Origin of the sequence: Hyphococcus aureus (assembly GCF_042643165.1) — a bacterium.
Lineage (GTDB): Bacteria > Pseudomonadota > Alphaproteobacteria > Caulobacterales > Parvularculaceae > Hyphococcus > Hyphococcus aureus.
In genome coordinates this window covers 1,336,869-1,357,957 of sequence record NZ_JBHRSH010000001.1, presented here as the reverse complement: position 1 = coordinate 1,357,957, position 21,089 = coordinate 1,336,869, and the positions used below count along the sequence as shown (strand labels likewise).

The 21,089-nt window shown below is 60.8% G+C and carries 19 protein-coding genes and 1 pseudogene; 12 read left to right on the top strand and 8 right to left on the bottom strand.

What is annotated here, in order from left to right:
• Positions 1-28: 28 nt before the first annotated feature.
• Positions 29-981, bottom strand: a pseudogene (locus ACFOOP_RS06595) (SPFH domain-containing protein).
• Between the two features lie 215 nt (positions 982-1,196).
• Here ACFOOP_RS06595 and ACFOOP_RS06590 point away from each other — a divergent pair.
• The 6 genes from ACFOOP_RS06590 to ACFOOP_RS06565 all read left to right on the top strand — a co-directional run bounded on the left by ACFOOP_RS06590 (position 1,197) and on the right by ACFOOP_RS06565 (position 6,365).
• A complete protein-coding gene (locus ACFOOP_RS06590; protein WP_379880084.1) occupies positions 1,197-2,972 on the top strand; it encodes a hypothetical protein in 1,776 nt (591 codons plus the stop codon).
• Positions 2,973-3,039: 67 nt separating this feature from the next.
• The gene (locus tag ACFOOP_RS06585; protein ID WP_379880083.1) at positions 3,040-3,243 is read left to right on the top strand and encodes a twin transmembrane helix small protein; all 204 of its coding nucleotides are present in this window, start codon (positions 3,040-3,042) and stop codon (positions 3,241-3,243) included.
• 180 nt (positions 3,244-3,423) lie between these two features.
• Complete coding sequence (locus ACFOOP_RS06580) at positions 3,424-4,173, top strand: electron transfer flavoprotein subunit beta/FixA family protein (protein ID WP_379880082.1); 750 nt, start codon at positions 3,424-3,426, stop codon at positions 4,171-4,173.
• Entirely contained in the window at positions 4,173-5,102 is a 930-nt protein-coding gene (locus tag ACFOOP_RS06575) for an electron transfer flavoprotein subunit alpha/FixB family protein (RefSeq protein ID WP_379880081.1), read from the top strand. Before ACFOOP_RS06580 ends, ACFOOP_RS06575 begins: the two co-directional genes overlap by 1 nt.
• A gap of 124 nt (positions 5,103-5,226) precedes the next feature.
• Positions 5,227-5,817, top strand: a complete 591-nt coding sequence (locus ACFOOP_RS06570) for a hypothetical protein (protein WP_379880079.1) — start codon at positions 5,227-5,229, stop codon at positions 5,815-5,817.
• Positions 5,818-5,894: 77 nt separating this feature from the next.
• Complete coding sequence (locus tag ACFOOP_RS06565; RefSeq protein WP_379880078.1) at positions 5,895-6,365, top strand: DUF1203 domain-containing protein; 471 nt, start codon at positions 5,895-5,897, stop codon at positions 6,363-6,365.
• Positions 6,366-6,368: 3 nt separating this feature from the next.
• Here ACFOOP_RS06565 and ACFOOP_RS06560 read toward each other — a convergent pair whose 3' ends face one another.
• The gene (locus ACFOOP_RS06560; RefSeq protein WP_379880077.1) at positions 6,369-7,550 is read right to left on the bottom strand and encodes a DUF819 family protein; all 1,182 of its coding nucleotides are present in this window, start codon (positions 7,548-7,550) and stop codon (positions 6,369-6,371) included.
• A 215-nt stretch (positions 7,551-7,765) separates the two neighbouring features.
• Here ACFOOP_RS06560 and ACFOOP_RS06555 point away from each other — a divergent pair, with 215 nt between their 5' ends.
• Together ACFOOP_RS06555 and ACFOOP_RS06550 are read left to right on the top strand one after the other, a co-directional pair.
• Complete coding sequence (locus tag ACFOOP_RS06555; RefSeq protein WP_379880076.1) at positions 7,766-8,644, top strand: 3-hydroxybutyryl-CoA dehydrogenase; 879 nt, start codon at positions 7,766-7,768, stop codon at positions 8,642-8,644.
• Between the two features lie 128 nt (positions 8,645-8,772).
• Positions 8,773-8,976, top strand: coding sequence for a dodecin family protein (locus tag ACFOOP_RS06550; protein ID WP_379880075.1), 204 nt, complete (start codon positions 8,773-8,775; stop codon positions 8,974-8,976).
• 60 nt (positions 8,977-9,036) lie between these two features.
• Here ACFOOP_RS06550 and ACFOOP_RS06545 read toward each other — a convergent pair whose 3' ends face one another.
• The 3 genes from ACFOOP_RS06545 to ACFOOP_RS06535 form a co-directional block, all read right to left on the bottom strand.
• Positions 9,037-10,851 carry an aq_1923 C-terminal domain gene (locus tag ACFOOP_RS06545; protein WP_379880074.1) on the bottom strand — a complete coding sequence of 605 codons (1,815 nt, stop codon included), beginning with the start codon at positions 10,849-10,851 and terminating at the stop codon, positions 9,037-9,039.
• Between the two features lie 117 nt (positions 10,852-10,968).
• Positions 10,969-12,645 (bottom strand): aq_1923 C-terminal domain, encoded by a 1,677-nt coding sequence (locus tag ACFOOP_RS06540; protein WP_379880072.1) that lies wholly within the window; start codon positions 12,643-12,645, stop codon positions 10,969-10,971.
• Positions 12,646-12,753: 108 nt separating this feature from the next.
• The gene (locus tag ACFOOP_RS06535; RefSeq protein WP_379880070.1) at positions 12,754-13,362 is read right to left on the bottom strand and encodes a TlpA family protein disulfide reductase; all 609 of its coding nucleotides are present in this window, start codon (positions 13,360-13,362) and stop codon (positions 12,754-12,756) included.
• A gap of 40 nt (positions 13,363-13,402) precedes the next feature.
• Here ACFOOP_RS06535 and argH point away from each other — a divergent pair, with 40 nt between their 5' ends.
• From argH to lysA, 3 genes are read left to right on the top strand one after another with little or no spacing between them, the layout of a single operon-like run.
• Entirely contained in the window at positions 13,403-14,809 is a 1,407-nt protein-coding gene (gene argH / locus ACFOOP_RS06530; RefSeq protein ID WP_379880069.1) for an argininosuccinate lyase, read from the top strand.
• 4 nt (positions 14,810-14,813) lie between these two features.
• Positions 14,814-14,924, top strand: a complete 111-nt coding sequence (gene lptM, locus ACFOOP_RS19885) for an LPS translocon maturation chaperone LptM (RefSeq protein WP_434056907.1) — start codon at positions 14,814-14,816, stop codon at positions 14,922-14,924.
• Positions 14,925-14,931: 7 nt separating this feature from the next.
• The gene (gene lysA / locus ACFOOP_RS06525) at positions 14,932-16,191 is read left to right on the top strand and encodes a diaminopimelate decarboxylase (protein WP_379880068.1); all 1,260 of its coding nucleotides are present in this window, start codon (positions 14,932-14,934) and stop codon (positions 16,189-16,191) included.
• Positions 16,192-16,403: 212 nt separating this feature from the next.
• Here lysA and ACFOOP_RS06520 read toward each other — a convergent pair whose 3' ends face one another.
• The gene (locus tag ACFOOP_RS06520; RefSeq protein ID WP_379880067.1) at positions 16,404-16,778 is read right to left on the bottom strand and encodes a DUF5658 family protein; all 375 of its coding nucleotides are present in this window, start codon (positions 16,776-16,778) and stop codon (positions 16,404-16,406) included.
• A gap of 113 nt (positions 16,779-16,891) precedes the next feature.
• Between ACFOOP_RS06520 and ACFOOP_RS06515 the strand changes: the two genes are divergently transcribed.
• Positions 16,892-19,399, top strand: a complete 2,508-nt coding sequence (locus tag ACFOOP_RS06515; protein WP_379880066.1) for a DUF4175 domain-containing protein — start codon at positions 16,892-16,894, stop codon at positions 19,397-19,399.
• Positions 19,400-19,464: 65 nt separating this feature from the next.
• Here the strand turns inward: ACFOOP_RS06515 and ACFOOP_RS06510 are convergent, their stop codons facing one another.
• Both ACFOOP_RS06510 and ACFOOP_RS06505 read right to left on the bottom strand, forming a co-directional pair.
• A complete protein-coding gene (locus ACFOOP_RS06510) occupies positions 19,465-20,265 on the bottom strand; it encodes a hypothetical protein (protein WP_379880065.1) in 801 nt (266 codons plus the stop codon).
• Between the two features lie 196 nt (positions 20,266-20,461).
• The gene (locus tag ACFOOP_RS06505) at positions 20,462-20,977 is read right to left on the bottom strand and encodes a phosphoribosyltransferase (RefSeq protein WP_379880063.1); all 516 of its coding nucleotides are present in this window, start codon (positions 20,975-20,977) and stop codon (positions 20,462-20,464) included.
• Between the last annotated feature and the right edge of the window lie 112 nt (positions 20,978-21,089).

The following is a 21,089-nucleotide window of genomic DNA, read 5'->3' as shown; positions in this document are numbered from 1 at the left end:
ATGATCGCCGGGGCGGGCGTTGACGCTTTTACTGCGTATTCGGAACTGAGCCGGCCGTGCGGCGCGGCGCATTTTTCTCGAACGCTTCCTTGGCCAGTGCGCCGACGCCGGCGATGGTGCCGACCAGCGCGCTCATATCCGCAGGCACAATTACGGTTTTCTGCTGCGGCGAGATGGCGAGTTTTTCGAACGCCTTCACATAATCCTGCGCGACGAAGTAGTTGATCGCCTGCACATCGCCTTTTGCAATCGCCTCCGACACCATGCGGGTTGCATTCGCCTCCGCTTCGGCCTCGCGTTCACGCGCTTCGGCGTCCCGGAACGCCGCTTCTTTGCGGCCCTCCGCCTCCAGAATCGCCGCCTGCTTTTCACCTTCGGCGCGCAGCACGGCGGATTGTTTTTCACCCTCTGCCGTCAGGATTTCCGCGCGCTTTAAACGCTCAGCTTTCATCTGACGCGCCATGGCCTCTGTAATGTCGGCAGGCGGTTCAAGATCTTTAATCTCGACACGCGTCACCTTCACACCCCAGGGCTGCGTCGCCGCATCGATAACGCGCAGCAGTCTTTCATTGATGTCGTCGCGATTCGACAGCACCTCATCAAGATCGAGCGAACCAATCACGGTACGGATATTCGTCATGGAAAGATTGGAGATGGCGCGTGTGAGATTGTGCACCTCATAGGCCGCCGCCGCCGCATCCATGACCTGAATGAACGCCACCGCATCTGTTGAGACCTGCGCGTTGTCGCGGGTGATGACTTCCTGCGCGGGAATGTCGAGCACCTGCTCCATCATGTTCATCCGACGCCCGATGCGGTCGATAAACGGCGCCAGCACATGCAGGCCCGGCTTGATTGTCTTGGTGTACCGGCCGAAGCGCTCAATCGTGAACTCATATCCCTGCGGCACGATCTTGACGGTGTTGAACAGTAAAAAACGGCGAGAACGACCAGCACCGCTACAAATAATTCAAAACCCATATTCGCCTCCCTGTTTGCCCCTCGTGGGCCTTAGATCGTGACGCGCGGATCGTCGCGCCAGACTTGAAAATCCGATTTTTTGCACTAGCCCATTGAAAATACGCCCTTTTTTGAGATCGTGCAGGCGTATTTCCTTGCTAAAAATCTATCGAAAACCGGATTTTCCCCGACCCCACCCCCCTACCGAGTCGGTTAACCCCGGGTTAAAAGGGCTTATGAGCGTGTTGTGGAAATGGGCGCTGGCGGCGGGGGTGGCCGCCGGATGGGGAATGGCTGGCGCCGCCGCGGCGGAGGCCGTCGCCATTCCGCACGCTGTCAACACCGGCAAAGCCTGGGAAGTCTACAAGAGCGAATGGACCCCTGCGGATGAGGCGGGCTACGCGGCATTCGTTCACGCCATCGGCATGTCGAATTGCACCTCCATCGACGCCTGCATCAAGGACGAGGCGAATCCTTACCGCTCGGATATCGATCCACATCTTCCCGGCGACTGCGCCGACATGGCCTATGTGCTGCGCGCCTATTACGCCTGGAAAAACGGCCTGCCTTTTTCCTATCAGAACGCGATGCGGACAGCCGACCGGTCGAGACAGGATCTGCGTTATTCATCTGAAGGCAATGTCGTCGCCGGCCGCCGCCAGATTTTGAACCATGTTTCTAACGCGCCGGCGTTCATCGAGCGCATCGGCGGCGAAGTTTCCACCGCGATGTTCCGCACCGATCCGGTCGCGGGCGGCGGCAGGAGCTTTGACGATTTTTATCCGGTGAAGATCGAACGCGGCGCGGTTCGGCCCGGCGTGCTCGCGTATGACATTTACGGACATGTGGGCATTGTCTACGACGTGCTCGAAGACGGTCGCGTTCTCGTCGTTGCGTCGCATCCGGACAATTCGGTGACGCGCACCGCCTATGGCCCGAACTTCATGCGCTCGAAACCGGCCCTTGGCGCCGGCCTGAAAGCCTGGCGGCCCATTCGCGTTGAAGGCGCAACCACCGAACAGGACGGCTCTCTCCATGGCGGCCGGCTTCGTGCGGCGGCAAATGAAGAGATCGCCGACTTTTCCATGGAGCAATATTTCGGCAACGAGCCCCACCCGTCAGGAATCTGGCATTATGGCGAGTTCAGATATCGCGACCGCACGCTGAAATATTACGACTATGTGCGCCGCAAGCTCGCCGCGCCCGACTTCGCCTACAACCCTGTTGAAGAATTACGGTTCGGACTCGAGACTATTTGCGGTGACTTGAAGTCACGCAAAGTCGCCGTTGATGCAGCCTACACATCACGCGTCCATTTGAAGCCGCATCCGCCAAAACTTCCGCCGAATATTTTTGGCACCTATGGGGAGTGGGAGGAATATTCCACGCCGTCCCGCGATGCGCGCCTCAAGGTCAGCTTCATCGAGCTGCGGCGGAATGTTCAGCATCTGGTGGACGATGTGGAAGCAGGCGCGCCCGGTGTCGTTTATGAGGGCGACGATCTGGCTGCGGATCTGATCGAAGCTTTCGAAGAAGAGAAGAACGCCTGCACCTTCACCTATTGGCGCTCGGACGTGACGCGGGTGCGGCTGAACCTCGCCCACGCGATGGAGCGGCTTTGGGACCTGTCTTTCGATCCTTATCATTGTCCTGAACGGCGCTGGGGCGCGACCGGCGCCGAACTTGAAACCTGCACGGACGACGCCGTTAAGTCGCAATGGTACAATGCGCAGCGCTTCCTGCGCTTCCAGGCGGAGCGCACTTATGATGTGCGCATGGATTTCGCGCTTCAGGAACTGAAACCGCCGATGATGGCGCCGCCCGAACAAGGCGGTCTTGGCGTCGAAGCGCCGGCGGACGCTGATATCCGCGGCTATCTTTACCGTCTCGGCGCGCCGCTTGTCGCCGGATATGAAGGCGGCGCAACGGTCATTCCCGTGACTTATGAAGAGCCTGAGGAGGGCGTCTTCTTGCCGCGCTGGCATCAGCGGCTTCGCGAGCAGTCCCGGTAGCAATCAGCCGGGCGCGCACCTATATTGCGCGGCAAGAAGCCCATATTCCATTTCAGGAGCGCGCCTTATGGACGCCTTTGTATATATACTTATTCCGATCGGCCTTGCGGTCACCGCCATTATTCTCGGCATCGGCATCTACTCTCTCGCCAAGGGCGGAACCTTCGCCAAGGAAAACGGCAACAAGCTGATGCGCATGCGTATTATGGCCCAGGCTGTCACCATAGGGCTGATGATGCTTTTCCTCTGGCTCGTCGGCAAAGGCTCTTAAGCCCGAATTTCTGCGCTTTTTTCCGCATCGCGCAGGAAACGCAGCCACAAGGGGGCGGTGCCGGCTTTGGGCGCCTTTCGACGTTGAAACCTTGAAACGCCCCGACTATTGTCCGCCACGACTGAGCGCCCCCGGCATGCCCGGAAGGCCATTCCCCAACCGCCCGCAGGAGCAGATGAGATGAAAGTTCTCGTGCCCGTGAAACGCGTGATCGACTATAACGTCAAAGTGCGCGTGAAATCGGACCAGACCGGCGTCGACCTCGCCAACGTAAAAATGTCCATGAACCCGTTCGACGAAATCGCCGTCGAGGAAGCCGTTCGCCTGAAAGAGGCCGGAACGGCAGAAGAAATCGTCGCGATATCCATCGGGCCTGAAAAAGCGCAGGACCAGTTGCGCCAGGCGCTGGCTATGGGCGCGGACCGGGCGATCTTGATCAAGACGGATGAGACGGTGGAGCCGCTCGGCGTCGCCAAACTCCTCAAGGCCGTTGTCGAGGAAGAAAGCCCCCAGCTCGTTATTCTCGGCAAGCAGGCGATCGACGACGACAGTAACCAGACTGGCCAGATGCTCGCCGCATTGCTCGGCTGGAGCCAGGGCACCTTCGCCTCGGAAGTCAAAATCGACGGCGACAAAGCTAATGTCACCCGCGAGATCGACGGCGGATTGCAGACGATCGCGATCAACCTGCCCGCCATTGTCACCACCGACCTTCGCCTCAACGAGCCGCGCTACGCCTCGCTGCCGAACATCATGAAGGCGAAGAAAAAGCCGCTCGACGTGAAAGAGGTTGGCGATTACGGCGTCGATATCGCGCCGCGCCTCACCACGGTGAAAGTCACCGAGCCGCCGAAACGCGAAGCCGGCGTTAAAGTCGCCGATGTCGCGGAACTTGTGTCGAAACTCAAAAATGAAGCGGGAGTGATCTGATGGCGGTTCTCGTTGTTGCAGACGTTCATGGAAACTCGATTGACGAGTCCACCTTTAAGGTTGTCACCGCCGCAAAGGCGATTGGCGGCGATGTCGATATTCTGGTCGCCGGTTCCGGCGCGGGCGACGCGGCCGCAGCCGCCGCGAAAATCGATGGCGTGCGCAAGGTGCTTCACGCCGATGGCGAGCAATATGCGCACCGTCTCGCCGAGCCCTTCGCCGATCTGATCGTCTCGGTCGCGGGCGATTATGACGCGATCCTGAAATCCGCCGCCACGACGGGCAAGAACGTGATGCCCCGCGTCGCAGCGCTGCTTGACGTGATGCAGATTTCAGAAATCGTTGCGGTCGAGGCCCCGGATACTTTCGTGCGCCCGATCTACGCCGGCAACGCCATGCAGACGGTGAAGTCGTCGGACGCCAAGAAAATCATCACCGTGCGCGCAACGTCCTTCGCGGCGGCGGGCGACGGCGGGTCAGCGGAAGTTGCAAGCCTTGATGCGCCAGCCGATCCTGGCCTCTCCTCTTTCGTCGGCGAAGAACTGACCAAGTCGGAGCGTCCGGAACTCACCGGCGCCAAGATCGTCATCTCCGGCGGGCGCGCGCTCGGCTCCTACGAGAACTTCGAGAAATACATCTTCCCGGTCGCCGACAAGCTCGGCGCCGCGGTTGGCGCATCGCGCGCCGCCGTCGACGCCGGTTATGTGCCGAACGACTATCAGGTCGGCCAGACCGGCAAGGTGGTCGCGCCCGAGCTTTATATCGCCGTCGGCATCTCCGGCGCGATCCAGCACCTTGCGGGCATGAAGGACTCGAAAGTCATCGTCGCCATCAACAAGGACGAGGAAGCCCCGATCTTCCAGGTCGCGGACTACGGGTTGGTTGCGGACTTGTTCAAAGCGCTGCCGGAATTGGAAAGCGCGCTTTAGGCAATAAACGGGGGCGTTTATCAGTGCAGAGACCATATCGCCGGCGGCGCGACCGCTCTCTGCGCTGATCAGGATCGGCGGCGCGTCGATCCTCGCCGCCTTCGCCATCCATATCGCCGTCAACATGTTCCTGAAGGAGTTTCCGGCGCCGGATCTCGGCGCGCAGGATCTCGCGGCCTATTTCGAGCGCGAAGCCGACACCTGGGCGCTGGTGCACGGCCTGCGCTACGCCGCCATCGCCGGCATGGTCGTCTTTTTCGGCGCGCTGCATGCGCGCGTTGCGAGCGGACCGAAAGGCGCCGCCGCCGGCTGGGCGACGATTGGCCTAGTCGGGGGCGTGTTGCATGTGGCGAGCCTGTTCATCACCAATGGCATAGAGTTGTTCGCGTTCTCTGACGGCGCCTATATGGCGGCGCATCCGGATGCGTTCTGGCTCGTCTTTCAGATGACCCGGGTATTGTTCACCGCCGAAATCGCCGCCTGGGCGGTCCTCGCTTTCGGTTTCAGCATCGCCGGCTGGGTAAGCGGCGGGCTGCCGAAGCTCATCGCGCTTCTCGGTTTTGCGACGGCGGCGCTCTGCATGGCGTCTTCGGTTTTCATCGTCTCCATCCTGCAGGACGGCTGGGCGGTCGCGCTCATTCAGTTCGGCGAACTCGCCATGCTGGCGTGGTTTTTCAGCATCGGCGTCTTCATGCTCCTGCGCGGCGGCGGGTAATCGACGCCAAGCAAGAACCGGGTGGCCGGCGCTTAGGCGCGAAGGCAAAACCGCTCCAATAAAAAGGAGCCGCCCCCATGTCTTTCACCATCACCGGCCTTGCGCCCGCAGAATTCGCCCCGCTCTTCTCCCTCTCCGATGAGGAGCTCACAACACGCGGGATCATCCGCAAAACCGCAACGTCGAAACCCGGCTTTCCCTGCCGGGTGACGCTTGAGGACGCTGAGCCCGGCGAGACCGTCCTGTTGCTCAACTATGAAAGCCACAAGGCGGCGACGCCTTATCGCTCATTCTATGCGATCTATGTGCGCGAGGGGACGGCGGAAGCCGCCCGGTTTGAGAACGAATTGCCGCCTGTCTTCAAGGGGCGGCCTATCGCGCTGCGGCATTTCAATGCGGACGGTCATCTGATCGGCGCGAGCCTCGCGCTTGTCGGAGACGCGGCTGAAAAAATCGAAGCGGCGTTCACGGATGAACAGGTCGCCTATATCCACGCCCACAACGCCGCCCATGGGTGTTTCGCTGCGGAGATCCGCCGCGGCGGATAAGGCTCAGCGCAACAGCGCCGTCATAGCAAAACCGGCATAGGCGCCGAGCGCCGTGCCGATGGAGCCTATAAGAATCGCCGGCAAGACAAGATCATGCCGGTCCTCCGCCTCAGCAACGACAAAAGCCGTCGAACTCCCGCCGATATTTGCGGCGGACGCGATAGCGAGAACGACCGGTTCGATTTTTAACAGCGCGCCCACGCCAATCAGGATGACGGCGTGAATGACGAAAATGATCGTCACATAGGCGAACAGCATCGGCGTCAATTGGCCAGCCTCCGCCAGGGCGGCGAGATCCGCATTGGCGCCGACAACCGCAAGAAACAGATACACCGCCCAGAGGCCGATCGTGTGGGCGCTGGCGAGCCGCGAGAATGCCGGAACCTGCGCCGCGATCAACGCCAGCGTCGTCACGATAAGAACAGAGGGAACCCCAACGCCGCGTGCGCTTAGCCATGCTGAAACCATTGTCGACAGCCACACGGCCAGGCTGGCGAGCGCCAGCGGTAGGGCGATCTCCAGCGTTCCGGAAAGCGGCGTGTGATCAATCTGTGGCGCAACGGCTTGTTGGGAAGGCGCCGTTGCCGTGGAAGAGACCACCGCCCGGAACCAGCGCGTGCGCGATAACAGCGCCGGCAGCGCCAGCGCGATCAGAATCCAGACATCGGTCATGACATTGTCGACGACTGTCGTCGCCGTATAGAGCCCGCCGTCGCGGGTGACATCCATCGCTACGGCGACTGCGTTGAAATTCGCGCTGCCGCCAATATAGGTGCCGGTGAACATGCCGGCGAGCGCCCGGCTCTTGTCGCCAATCATGTCGTCCAGGGGAATGACAGCGTTGGCGATCAGCACACCGAGAAACACGCCAACCGCGCCGAGCGCAAAAGCGCCGATCATCTGGCCGCCAGCGCGGCGCAAGGCGCCGAGATTGACTTGCAAGAGTAGCAGAAAGATCGATCCCGAGATCACATAGGTGAACGTAAAATCGTAGACCGGGTTGCCGGAGGTGGCGGGCGGGATGATCCGTAAATTGGCGAGCAGCGCGCCGACGGCAATGACGATCAACGCCGCGCCGAGCTTTTTCATGGTCCGGTAACGGGCGAGCAATTCCGCAACCACGATGGACGCCAACAAAATCGCAAGCACCCCGAGCGGCGACGTAACAAGTGCGTCTGAAGTCATTTGCGGGGTCCACCGGTTGTTCAGGGTCTTTGATAAAGGAGGCTGGCTGGTGCGGCAATGAAACCGGCGGTTGCCGATGCCCCTCGAAAAACGCCCCTCCCGGATGGGACGTTAACCACACTTCACCCTTGCTCTCGCCTATGTTGCGGTGCAGTATCCGCGCCCCGCCAGACCGAATTAACGAGCGGGCCAACAGGGCGGACGGAGCGGAAATCATGAGCAAAATCAAGACAGTCGGTGTGATTGGCGCAGGCCAGATGGGGCGCGGGATCGCCCATGTGTTCGCCGCCGCCGGCTATGACGTCATCCTGACCGATATCAGCGCAGGCCAGCTTGAAGCCGCGATGTCCTCCATCGCCAAAAACCTGGCGCGCCAGACAGCAAAAGGCCTGATCAGCGAAGCCGACGAAAAAGCCGCCCTCGCCCGCATCAAAAGCGACACCGACGTCGCCGCGCTTTCTGAAAGCGACCTTGTGGTCGAAGCGGCGAGCGAAGTTCAGGCCGTCAAAAAAGAAATCTTCGCAAGCCTGAAAGGCATTCTGAAACCGACCGCCATTCTCGCCTCAAACACCTCGTCGCTGTCGATCACCGGGCTCGCCGCTGGGACCGACAAGCCCGAAAATTTCATCGGCATTCACTTCATGAATCCGGTGCCGGTGATGAAGCTGGTCGAAGTGATCCGCGGCATCGCCACCGCGAAGGAAACCTTCGAAACCACCAAGGAAGTGGTGGCGAGCCTCGGCAAGACGATGACGGTGTCAGAAGACTTCCCCGCGTTCATCGTCAATCGCGTGTTGATGCCGATGATCAACGAAGCGATCTACACGCTTTATGAAGGCGTTGGATCGGTCGAGGCGATCGACACAGGGATGAAACTCGGCGCCAACCACCCGATGGGCCCGCTGGAGCTCGCCGACTTTATTGGCCTCGATATCTGTCTTGCGATCATGCAGGTGCTGTACGAAGGGCTGGCGGATTCAAAATATCGTCCGTGCCCGTTGCTTGTGAAATATGTTGAGGCGGGCTGGCTTGGCCGCAAAACCGGCCGCGGCTTTTACGACTATTCCGGCGACACGCCGAAACCGACGCGATAAGCCAAAAGCTTTTGAATTAAAAAGCCGAAACCTGGTTGGCGTGATTTGCGCCGGGCCTGAAAAAGCGCTCTACTTCTCCTCCGCGCCTGTCCTAAAATGCAGGCCAACCACAAGAGAAGGAGGAGCATATGGCTGTCGCAAGGGTTACGGAAATCATTTCCGGCTCGCAGAAAGGCTTCAAGGACGCGATTGAGCAAGGCATTGATCGCGCCAACAAGACACTAAAAAATGTCGAAGGCGCCTGGGTCAAGGATCAGTCGATCATTCTCGACAAGGGCAAGATCAAGGAATATCGCGTCGTGATGAAGGTGACGTTCGTTCTCGACGACTAAAAATTCCAACATGCAAAAAAAACGGCCGCCTCAAAGACGGCCGTTTTTTCTTTACGGTTTTTACTCCGGCGTGTGCGTCACGGTGATGTTGAGAAGATCGGGCAAGGTCTGCGGCGCCGTTTGCGCCGCCGTCTGCACCTGCATCAATTCCACCGGCGCCGCCGGATCGGCGCTCACCGAAATCGTTCCGCCATTGTCGAGAAAATCAGCGATGGCTTTCGCATAACCCGTCAGGCGCGGATTCATTTGACCCGCTTGAAGGCCTGAAACCCTCACCATGCCCGAGACGGCCTGCCGCAACTCTTCGCCCGATCCCGCGCCGTTCTGCGCGGCGGCGAAAGCAAAGGCGCGATCAACAAAACCGTTGTCGGTGAAGACAAGATCGGCGCCTTGCAGCGTCATGCCGCCGACGGCGTCCTTCGCCAGCGTTTCATCGCGCGCCATAGCATCCCATTCGAACAGCGACGGCCCGCCGACATTGACCCCATAGGCGAGCAAAAAATTGTCGATAATGTCGGCGCTTGTGGTGACAGCCGCGTCGCCTGTCTCGCCATTCCAGCGCCAGGAAAGATCTCCGTCGCCGGCGATCTTCTCCAGGCCGAGCGCCGCAAGGGTTTGCGCCATCTGTTCAAATTGCGGCGCTGCCTCGGTCGCCATGCCCGGTCCCATGCTGTGACGAGCCTGTTCCATCGCTACGCCCATGTCATAGGCGGCGCCCCTATAGGTGACTTCATAATGCGAGGGCACAAGCCAGTAGAAATCCGCCGCGCTGATGCTGGCGTAATCAACCGTATAGAATGGCTGGCCGTTCCAGATCTGACGATAGCCGGTCATGGTCTGTTGACCGAGATCGATCAGATCGGTTTCGGTAATCGGCGGCAACTCCCATTTCGCAAGCCAGGCCAGCGCTTTGGAAACGCTGATATTGCGCGCCTCGGCGCTATCGATCTCGTAAGAGAGCGCGCCTCCGCCCGCCGCGGCGGCCAGGAACGCCGTCGGGTGACGCACAATCTCGCGCGCCGTCTCCGCCGGGGGCCGGTTGAGAATTTTTGCGTAAGGATTTTTCTCGGCGGCTTTTTGCGGTTTGCTGGAGTCTGAAACTTCAACAAGAGGCTGACCGCCAAAAGCATCAACCGACATCGAAAAGCCGTTGAGGCTTTGATACTCTGTGTCGCCGGCGCTATATCCGCGCGAAAACGCTTCTGCGACATTGATCGCGACCTTGTCGCCAAGACTATTATTAAGTTTTACGGAAAAATCGGAATAGGCGACGCCGTCATAAGCAAAGGAGCCCATGATCGCGGCGATATTACGAAGCACGCCGGCGCCGTCATTAGCGCCGGGCTTCGCCGCCAGCGCATACGACTTTGCGGCAAGCCCATCGATGACAAGTTTTTGCAGGGAAAGCGATGCGTTTTCCGCGCCCGCTTCCCACTGCACGCCTTCCGACGTCACATTCTCAAGTGACATTCGATCGAACAAAGGCGTCATGTCGGTGAAGCTCCCTGCGCCGGAAAAAACCGCTTCCATCGCCGCCGGGTCGGCACCCCAGATCACAGCGCGTTCGGCGCGCAACCCCGCGTCAGGCGCGCCAGCAAGCGCAAAACGAACATCGCTCACCACCATCGCGCCGAGACCGGCGTCAAAACTTGCCGCCCCATGTTCGACGCTGAGCCAGTCCGGCATCGCGGCGAACATCCGGTCCACATCGAAAGCCTCGCCGCCGCGCAGCGCATAAGGCGCTGAAAGAAGATCATCTGCAGTCAAAGTTGATGGCGCGCTCGCGCAAGCATGGAGCGCGAACGCCGCAACGGAAGCGCAGAACAGATTTCTTAGCGCCTTCGCGGGCCTAGGCGTCAGTTTGAATGTCGGCATAATCTTCCCCCTTCCGCCGCAGCGCGGCTTCACCACCACCCTGACGGTTTATCATCAGGGCCCTGTCGGCGGCGCGCCCGTCCCACCATGGCCAAGCGCCGGGAAAAGCTTAGCCGTTTATTCCTTGTGCGTCACGGTCAGACCGATCACATCGGGAACAGTTTGCGGCGCTGTCGCGCTTGCCGCCTGCAAGGACATGAACGAGACTGGCTCCGCCGGTTTTGCAGCGATTTCAAGCGATCCGCCCTTGGCTACAAAATCCGCCAGCGCATTCACATAATCTGACATGACGGGATTCATCTGCGCCAACTGCCCACCGGAAAGGCGGATCATGGCCGGCGCCGACATGCGCAGATCCTCGCCCGTGCCGCCCATTTGCAAGGCCGCTAGCGCAAAGATCGCATCCAGCGCTTTTTCATCCTCAATCTTGAGAGAAAAATTCCTGAACGCGCCTTTCGACAAGACGGCGTCATCGTCGCCCTCTTCCATAGCAGTCGCAATTTCATCAAGCTTCAGATTGGAAAAGGCGCCGTTTGCGCTGAAACTCGCAACCTTGTCCAGCGTGGCGTCATAGCTGAAATCCGCGGCGCCGCTTTTTTCATTCCACAACCAGCTGGCGCTGCCGTCACCTTTGACCTTGTCGAGGCCATTATCCTTGAGCACTTTCAGCGCGGCTTCGTCCGTCTCCGGAACATAGGCGGTGAAGTCGTAAACAGCGCCCTTGGTGTCGGCGCGAATATTCGACGGGATCATCCAGGTGAATTCCGCTGCGGAAAGGGTCGCCTCCTCAACCGTGGCGGCGAGCTTGCCATTGACGCGGCTTTCCATTTTCGTCGCCTTCATGGTTCCAAGATCCATGAGGTTCTTCTCTGTCACCGGCGGCTTTTCATCTTTCAGGCCCCAGGCGAGAAGGCCTGAGAAGTCGATGTCCCGCCATTCAAGGCGTTCCATGGCAACTTCCTGACTTTCCGGCGCGACAATGCCGGCGAGCGGCCCTGACATGAAAATCGCGGCCTGCGGGCCCATGGCCTCGCGCATGGCGGCGAGCGACTCGGCGCTTTGGTTCATGTCATAGGAAAGATCATTAGCGATAATCGCATTGACGCGTCCGCCGCCCATCCCCACGAAGCGCAGATCCGGCGCCGAAAAGGCGACCGTTGGGGCCTCTTGCGTATCGGTCACGAACTTCATGTCCTTGAAATAGAGCCCGGCGAGATTGACGGCGTTGAAAAAGCGCGCGCCTTCCTCCCCTACGCCGTCGCTTTCAATCCCGCCCTGACGAATCTGAAGCTGATCGAACTCAACGCCGCCGATATTGAGCGCGGCGGAGGCTTCTTCATTTTCATGACCCTCAGAGGTGACGTCAAAGAACCGCACTTTCTGAAAGATGGTTTCGAATGCGGCGTCTGGGCCGGCGTCTTCGGCGTCGCGCACACGGTTGATCGCGTCCAGATCGACGCCGTAAAATTCAGCGCGGGCGACCGTGACCGCTTCGCCGTCATCCGCATCGGCAAAACGAAGATTTTCCACGACCGTCGCGCCGAGCTTGTCGTCAAAGCGCGACGTTTCATAAGTCGGCCGCTCTCCTTCGGGCATCAGCGAAAAAAGCGCATCGAGATCGACCGCTTCTGCGCCTTTCAGGCTGAAGCGCTTGTCGAGAGGAGAGCCGGCGTCTGCTTTTGCCGCCTGCTCGCTCGTTTCTGATTTCGGCGCGTCGGCGGCGTTGTCTTTTTTTCCACAGGACACAAGCGCCAGCGCCGCAACGCCGGCCAGCAGGATGTTGGATAATTTCATGAAATCGTCTCCCTCGACGTTACAGCCCGCTCTGCGCCCGGCAGCAGCGGCCCCCGCAAATGAATTTCGCGGCTTCCCTATATCGGGGTTGGGTCGCCAATCCTAGGTTCAGGGCAGGACAGATTCGATCAGACGCCGCGTTTCCGGGGCGGACCAGTCGACCTCTCCGACAATCCGGCCGATTTCCTCGCCTCTGGCGCTATAGAGAATGCTGGTGGGCAAAATATCGGCGCCGCCCGCCGAGAACGCAAAGGTCATTCTGGGATCGGCGTAGAGTTTCAGATTTTTAATCTCCAGCCGGTCGAGAAAGGCCTGCGCGGTCTCAGGACCGCGCGGATCGGCGGCGACCGCCACCACTTCAAAGCGCGCGCCGCCAAGGTCGCCTTCCAGCGCATCGAGCGACGGAAGCTCCACGAGGCAGGGCGCGCAGGTCGTCGCCCAGAAATTGACCAGGACAGCGCGCCCACGAAAACTCGCCAGCGTCATTTCCTCGCCCTCATAGAGAAACGGCACGTCAGGCGCGCCGCGCGGCGGAAAAGTATAGACGAAATCGGCCATCTCGCCGGTCAGGAGCGACTGGTCGCGATCAAGCGCCGACGCCTTGCGATCGCCCTTTGGGCTTACACTTGCGCTCACGATGACGTAGAGGAGGAACGCCGCGCCGAGACCGCCCCAGACGAGCAACCAGAAACGCGGCTGTTTGAGTAAAGACGACACCTGTAACGCTCCTAAGCCTGCAAGAACCTCTAATTGAATTATGTCAGATAGAACCGAACAGTCCGAAAACCAAATGTGGGGCGGCAGATTTTCGCAAGGCCCGGCGGAAATCATGGAGGCGATCAACGCCTCCATCGATATCGACAAGCGGCTCTGGCGCGAGGACATCGCCGGATCGAAGGCCCATGCGGCGATGCTGGCCGAGGCCGGGATCATTTCCCGCGCCGACGCCGGGGCGATCCTGAAGGGGCTCGATCAGGTCGCTGGCGAGATCGAGGCCGGGACATTCAAGTTCTCCAAAGCGCTCGAAGACATTCACATGAATGTCGAGGCGCGCCTGAAAGAGATCATCGGCGAGCCCGCCGGACGGCTCCACACCGCGCGCTCGCGCAACGATCAGGTGGCGACGGATTTCCGCCTGTGGTGCCGCAGCGCCTGTGAAGACGCCGCGGCCGGGATTGGCGATCTGATGGCTGCGCTCGCCGACCGCGCGCTCGACAACGCCGACGCAATCATGCCGGGCTTCACCCATTTGCAGACGGCGCAGCCGGTGACCTTCGGTCATCACCTCCTCGCCTATGTGGAAATGTTCTCCCGTGACGCGGGCCGCTTCATGGATGCGCGCGAGCGAATGAATGAGTGCCCGCTCGGCTCGGCGGCGCTCGCCGGAACGCCCTTCCCCATCAATCGGGAGACCACCGCCGACGCGCTCGGTTTCGACCGCCCCTGCGCCAATTCGCTCGACGGGGTCTCCTCGCGCGACTTCGCGCTGGAGATGTTGTCAGCGGCGGCGATCGCGGCGACGCATCTCTCGCGCCTCGCCGAAGAGATTGTGTTGTGGACCTCGCCGCAATTCGGTTTCGCCTCACTGACCGACGCCTTCTCCACCGGTTCCTCGATCATGCCGCAAAAACGCAATCCGGACGCGGCGGAACTCGTGCGCGCGAAGACCGGCCGCATCACCGGCTCGCTCAATTCGCTGTTGACCGTCATGAAGGCCCTGCCGCTCGCCTACGCCAAGGATTTGCAGGAAGATAAAGCCGCGACTTTCGAGGCGGTCGACGCCCTCGCCCTCGCCCTTTCCGCTATGACTGGCATGATCCGCGACATCAACCCCAATCGCGACGCCATGAAAGAAGCGGCGGCGCGGGGTTTTTCCACGGCTACGGATATCGCCGACTGGCTGGTGCGCGAACTTGGCCTGCCCTTCCGCGACGCGCACCATGTCACCGGCCGCATCGTCGCGGTCGCAGAGCAGTCGGGCAAACGCCTCGACCAGCTTGCGCTCGCCGACATGCAAAAAGTCGAGCCGAAAATCACGGACGATATTTTCAACGTCTTGTCGGTGGAAGCCTCCGCCGCGTCACGCAAAGCCTATGGCGGAACCGCGCCGGACAATGTTAAGCGTGAAGCGCAGCGCTGGATCGCCGCGCTGAAAAAGGAGTAGCCCTATGCGCGCCCTGTTGCTCATTCTCGCTCTTTCTTTCGCTGTCTCCGCTTGCGGCAAGAAGGCGCCCCTGCGTGCGCCGGAAAAGCCCGAACAACAATCCCTGATAGGGTAGACGCGCCTTGCACCATTTCGATTACCGCGACGGCCGTCTTTATGCGGAGGATGTCGACGTAACGGCGCTTGCCGATGCGGTCGGCGCGCCTTTTTACGTCTATTCCGAAGCGACCCTGCGCCGTCACATGCAGGTTTTTCAAAAAGCGTTTGCGGGCGCCGATCCGCTGGTCGCTTTTTCGGTTAAGGCGAACTCCAACCTCGCGGTGCTGAAAATTCTCGCCAGCGAGGGCGCCGGCGCCGATGTTGTTTCGGGCGGCGAATTGCAGCGTGCGTTAAAAGCCGGGATCGCACCTGAGAAAATCGTTTTTTCCGGCGTCGGCAAAACCCGCGACGAAATGAAAGCGGCGCTCGACGCCGGGATCTATCAGTTCAATGTGGAATCGGCGCCGGAGCTAGACGCGCTGAACACGCTGGCGCTTTCGTTAAACAAGCGCGCGCCAGTCGCCTTGCGCGTCAATCCCGATGTGGCCGCGGGCGGGCATGACAAAATCTCCACCGGCCGCAAGGAAGACAAGTTCGGCGTCGCGTGGGAAGAGGCTCGCGGACTTTATGCGCAGGCGCGCGACATGAAAGGGATCGATGTCACCGGCGTCGATCTTCATATCGGATCGCAGATCGCCGATCTCGCGCCCTTCGAAGCGGCGTTCAGCAAGACCGCCGGGCTGATCAGTGATTTGCGCGCCGACGGGTGCACTATAGAGCGCCTTGATGTAGGCGGCGGGCTTGGCATTCCCTACGGCAATACGGCGGCGCCGCCCCATCCCGACGCCTATGCCGCGCTGATCAAAAAACTCACCGCGCCGCTGGATGTGAGGCTGATCTTCGAGCCCGGGCGGATGATCGCGGGCAATGCCGGCATTCTGGTGACGCGCGTCGTTTTTGTGAAAGAAGGCGTGGCGCGCAAATTCCTGATCGTAGACGCAGCGATGAACGATCTTATTCGCCCGGCGCTTTACGACGCCCATCACGACATTATTCCCGTCATCAAAAACGAAGACGCGGCGCAAACAACCTATGACGTCGTCGGCCCGGTCTGTGAGTCGAGCGACTTCTTCGCGAAACAGCGCGCCATGCCGGAAATGAAGCCGGGCGACCTCGCCGCGATCATGTCCGCCGGCGCCTATGGCGCGGTGCAGGCGTCGCAATACAATACGCGGCCATTAATCCCGGAAGTGCTTGTAAGCGGCGAGCGTTACGCCGTCATTCGCCGCCGCCCGAGCTTTGAGGAAATGATCGCGCTCGAAGACACGCCTGACTGGCTCTAAGCGTTTCTTCCTGCATTACACTTTTACCCCGATAGCGGGAATCGCCGCGACGAAAATTCATCACTTCTGATGAATTCGGGCTGTTTTTTGAGTGTTGGTGAAGAGTTATCCCCCACCTGCGCTGCGGGGTTATCTTCCCTGCTCACTCGATGGCTCACATCAGGAGCACGGACATGCCGCACAGATCAATCCCGGCCATAGTCGCAAAAACGCTAGATCAGTCCGGCGATGGAAAAGTTGTTGTAAACGATCAGCGCATTGCCAGTCGTCGCGACAGCGAAGAAGAACAACACGATCCAGTGCGGGAACCACAGCACCATGAAGCTGATCAGCCCCTGAAGCCCGAGCTTGGCGATGATCCAGCCATCGCCGGCATGCACCATCATCGAACTGACGAAAGGGTTGGCTTCGACGCCAGCCCCGCTTTCGATCGCAATCACGGTGGAGATAATATCGGTGACGCCAACGATGTTGTAGATCCCCACAAGGACCCAGGCGGCGGCGGTCAGCCAGACCGAGGCGCGGGAGCGGCGCGCGTCTTCCCCCAATTGCTGACGGCGCTTCGATGAGGTGAGCGTAAAAACCAACCTGATCTCCCGTTTTTGTTAACCTGTTTTCGCCAGCGATGCGCCAGACTGAGAAAGCTTTAAGGTGAAGCGGCGTCGACGAATGCAACTTCAAGAGCTATTGTGCAAGAAGTATGACCACCAGCGTGACACAGCCGGAAAAACCTGCCGGCCCGGCACCTGAAACGCCTGACGGCAAAGGCTCCAGGGCCCCGAAGCGTCGGCGCATCCCGGGCGCGGGGGCGATTTTCGCCGCCCGGCTTGTCCTCTTTTGGGAAAGGCTGTGGCCGGCGGTCCTGCCCGCTTTGGCGGTCCCGTCCGTTTTCGTCTTCATCAGCCTTTGCGATCTCTGGAAACTGATCCCGCCTTTCCTGCATTGGGGCATTCTAGTGATTGGCGGCGCCGCGTTCGCCGGCCTCCTCTATGACGGCCTGAAAGGCGTGCGGTTTCCCTCGCGGCGCGAGGCGCAGGCGCGTCTTGAAGAAGACGGCCATGTGGACCACGCCGCCTTGCAAGCCATGGATGACCGGCCGTTCAGCGCGGACGATCAGGCGTCGCCATTATGGCGCGCGCATCTGGAAGCGAGCGCGGAGCGAGCGCGCGCGGCGCGGCTGAACCGTGCGCGCGACACCGCCGGCGGTCGCGATCCGTGGGGCCTGCGCTTTATCGCCCTCGGGCTTCTCGCCATCGGCTTTGTCGCCAGCGGCAAGGATACGCTGTCGCGGCTTGCGCTCGGTTTCGATCCGCAGGCCCATGCGGGCGCCGGAAAACTGGTCGCCGATTTATGGATCGAGCCGCCCGCCTATGCCGGCCGGGCGCCGATCTATCTTTTGCGCGCGGGCCAGCCCATGCCCGCCGGCGCCGATCAGATTGATGCGCCCGAAGGCTCCGTCCTGAAAGCGCAGGTCAATGGCGGCGGACGCGTCCGCCTGACCTATCAGACAGAGAATGAAACCAAACGCGCCGCCTTTGATCGCGACAGGCAGGCCGCGCGCGCAGAGATCGCCATCGGCGAAAGCGGTTTGTTGCGGCTCAGGCTCGGCGCAAAGGAAGGCCGCTGGCCGATCGGCGTTCTCGCCGACGCCACGCCGACCGTCACCTTCGTCGAGCCTCCGGCGCGCACCGACGACGCCCGCGTCGATTTCACCGTCTCCATCGAGGATGATTACGGCGTCGCCGACGCCTGGCTCGTGATGCGTCTTGACCCCGATCAGGAGCGTCCGCTGGATTCGTCGCTGCTCGACAAAACCGCGCTGGGGGAAACCCGCACCATCCCCATTGACGGCGTCAGGGGCGTAAGCGGAGAGCGCTCGGCGACCCTCGATCTGCAGGCCGATCCGTGGGCGGGGCTTCAAGTGCTGGCGAAAGTCGTCGCCCGCGACGGCGCCGGACAGGAAGGCGACACCGGCGAAGTCGCGGTCATTCTCCCGACACGGATGTTTTATAACCCGGTGGCGAAAGCGGTCATCGAACAGCGCCAGACGCTCGCCGTCTCGGCGGAAGACTGGCGCCGCGCCGCGCGGTCATTCGACGCCATCACAATGGCGCCCGATATTTTCTACGAAGAAAAGCCCACGCATTATCTCATGCTGCGCTCCGCCTTTTGGCGGGTGATGCGCCGCAATGGCGACGGCTATGAAGACGCCGTTGAAAAATTCTGGCCCCTCGCCCTGCAACTGGAAGACGAAGCGCTGGAGCTTGCGCGTCAGCGTCTTGAGGCGGCGCGCGAGGCCTTGCGGCAGGCGCTCGAACGCGGCGCCAGCGACGAGGAGATCGAACGGCTGGTCGAAGAGTTGCGTCAGGCCATGAATGATTATCTGACGGCGCTCGCGCAATCGGGGCAGCCGATGGAGGAGGCGTCGCAAAACGCCCAGCAACTCGATCAATCGGATCTCGACGACATGCTCGATTCGATCCGAGACCTTTCGCAACAAGGCGCCAATAACGCCGCGCGGCAAATGCTCTCCGATCTGGAAAACATGCTGAACAATCTGCGCCTCTCTCAGGGCGGCGCCGGACAAAATGGAGAAGGCCAAAGCGGGCAAGGCCAGAGCGGCCAAGGCGAACGCGGCGGCGCGGCCGGCGCCGCAGGCGAACTGATCGGCCGCCAGCGCGAACTCGCCGATGAGGCTTTTGAGCGACGGCGCGAAGGCAACCTCAATGGCGACGATCTGGCGTCGCGCGAAGGCGGGCTTGGCGGCGATCTCGACGCGCTGATGGATGCGCTTGAAGGGGACAGCGAAGCCGACCCAAGCGGTGATGCGGGACGCGCCCTTGGCCGCGCGCGCAGCGCCATGCGCGAGGCCGAAGGCGCGCTGGCCGGCGATGATTTCGGCGCCGCCGGAGACGCCATGGAGCGCGCAATCGCCAATTTGCGCGACGGCGCCGAAGCGCTCGCCCGCGAACAGATGCGCCAGGCGCAGGGAGAACAAGGCGGCGGCGAAGGACAACGGGACGGCCGCGGCGCCGACCCGCTCGGCCGCCCGGCCGGCGACATTGCGGGCGAAGGCGTTGACGTGCCCGGCGAAAGCGAAGCGGGACGCACCCGCGCCGTGATCGAGGAATTGCGCCGGCGGCTTGGCGAACCCGGTCGCGACGAAGATGAGGTCGACTATCTGGAGCGGTTACTCGAGCGGTTTTAGAACGGCACGCCAAAAAAAACGGCGCGCCCGAAAGCGCGCCGTTTATATCTCAGTGTCGAGAGCCGTTACGCTCTGGCGCGGGTCCAGGGGAACGGCGCATTCGCATCGCGGTGACGACCGCCAATGCCGCCAGCGAAATAAGCGCCGGCTGCTGCAACGAGCGCGCTGGCGCCCAACAGAAACGCGCTGATGGCGCCGACTTTACGAGCTCTATCTGCTGCTTCGCGTGTTGTCGTTTCCCACTGATCGACGCGCGTGCGCGCTTCGCCTTCGGTGAGATCAGTGTTGTCTGCAATAACTTCAGCCGCAGCTTGTTTGTCATTTCCAGACAATTCACCGTCCGCGCCCGCGCGCGCAAGCACTGCCGCAATCGTCGCGCGGTCACCGGCGTCGGCGTCGCCGCCACGCAACATGATCGCAGCATCCGCATCATTATCCGTCATGACATTCGCACCAAGACTGGCGGCGCCGGCGGCCATATGAGCCGACAATGCAGCGCCGATCAGCAAGCCCGTCGCCCAAACGACAAGCCCGTGAACGCCGTCGCGAAACTCAACAGAATCCGCCGTTGCGCCGATAACGGGCCGGCGCAATCTGCCGGCGATATAGCCGCCAGCGAGGAAGCTGAAGATCATAACGAAAAGCACCCATGCCATGGTAATGTAGCTAAGCGTGTCCGCTTCCGCGCCCTGCCCCGGAAAGGGAGACGAGACGGAAAGCCCAACGCCGCCGCCAAAAGCAAAAAGCACAAGTGAGATTGCCGAAGCGACAAATGCCCCGGCGAAAACAGCGCCCCACTCCATATAGGAATGAGCGCTTCCTTCATCGTCGGATACGACGACGCCAATTTTTTCCGTGCTGCTCATGACCTTAAAGCCCTAAGAACGACAGAATGGCCATTACGACAACGACAAGCCCTACAAGATAAATAATTCCATGCATTGTTTTCTCTCCTTCGCCGATTCCGGTCGATCGGCGTTCATGTGTTCTGTTGAAACACACGCGACCGTGATAGGTTCCGAAGAGAAAGAAGGCAGTGACGCCGCAACGCAATAAATTCGCCTAATTGGCGGACCCGAGGAGCGGCAGCCCGCGTTTGCGGCCATCGTCATCCATGCCGTAGCCGACGAGGAAATCATCCGCCTGCGCCTCAAACCCGATATAGTCGCATTTAAGGTCCTCGGCGTGGCCGGTGAGTTTCTTCACAAAGACACAAAGCTTCACGTCTTTGGCGCCGCGATCCTCAATCATGCCTTTGCCGAAATGCAGCGAACGCCCGGTGTCAAGGACGTCATCGACGAGCAACACAGTCCGGCCTTTGATATCAACCGAGAAATCCTTGAGCAGGGTGACAACGCCTGACGATGCGCGTGCCCCGCCATAAGAGGACAGCTGCACAAAATCCACATGCGGATCGGCGCCGTGTCGGTACAGCGCGCGCAAGAGATCCGCCGCAAAGATGAAAGCGCCGGTCAGAACCGGCGCGAGAAGGAAGTCCTTCGGAAGGTCGCGCGCCATTTCCGCCGCCATCGCATCGATCCGCTGGGCGATTTCATCTTCCGTAAAAAGCGTGCGCATTGTCAGTCCATCCCGCCGTCTTCACCGTTGGGAGGCTCATAGAATCATTTCGGCCGCCACGCCAGACGCCGATCTACTGAATAGCTGCTGTATTATGCCTTGAAAGCGGCGG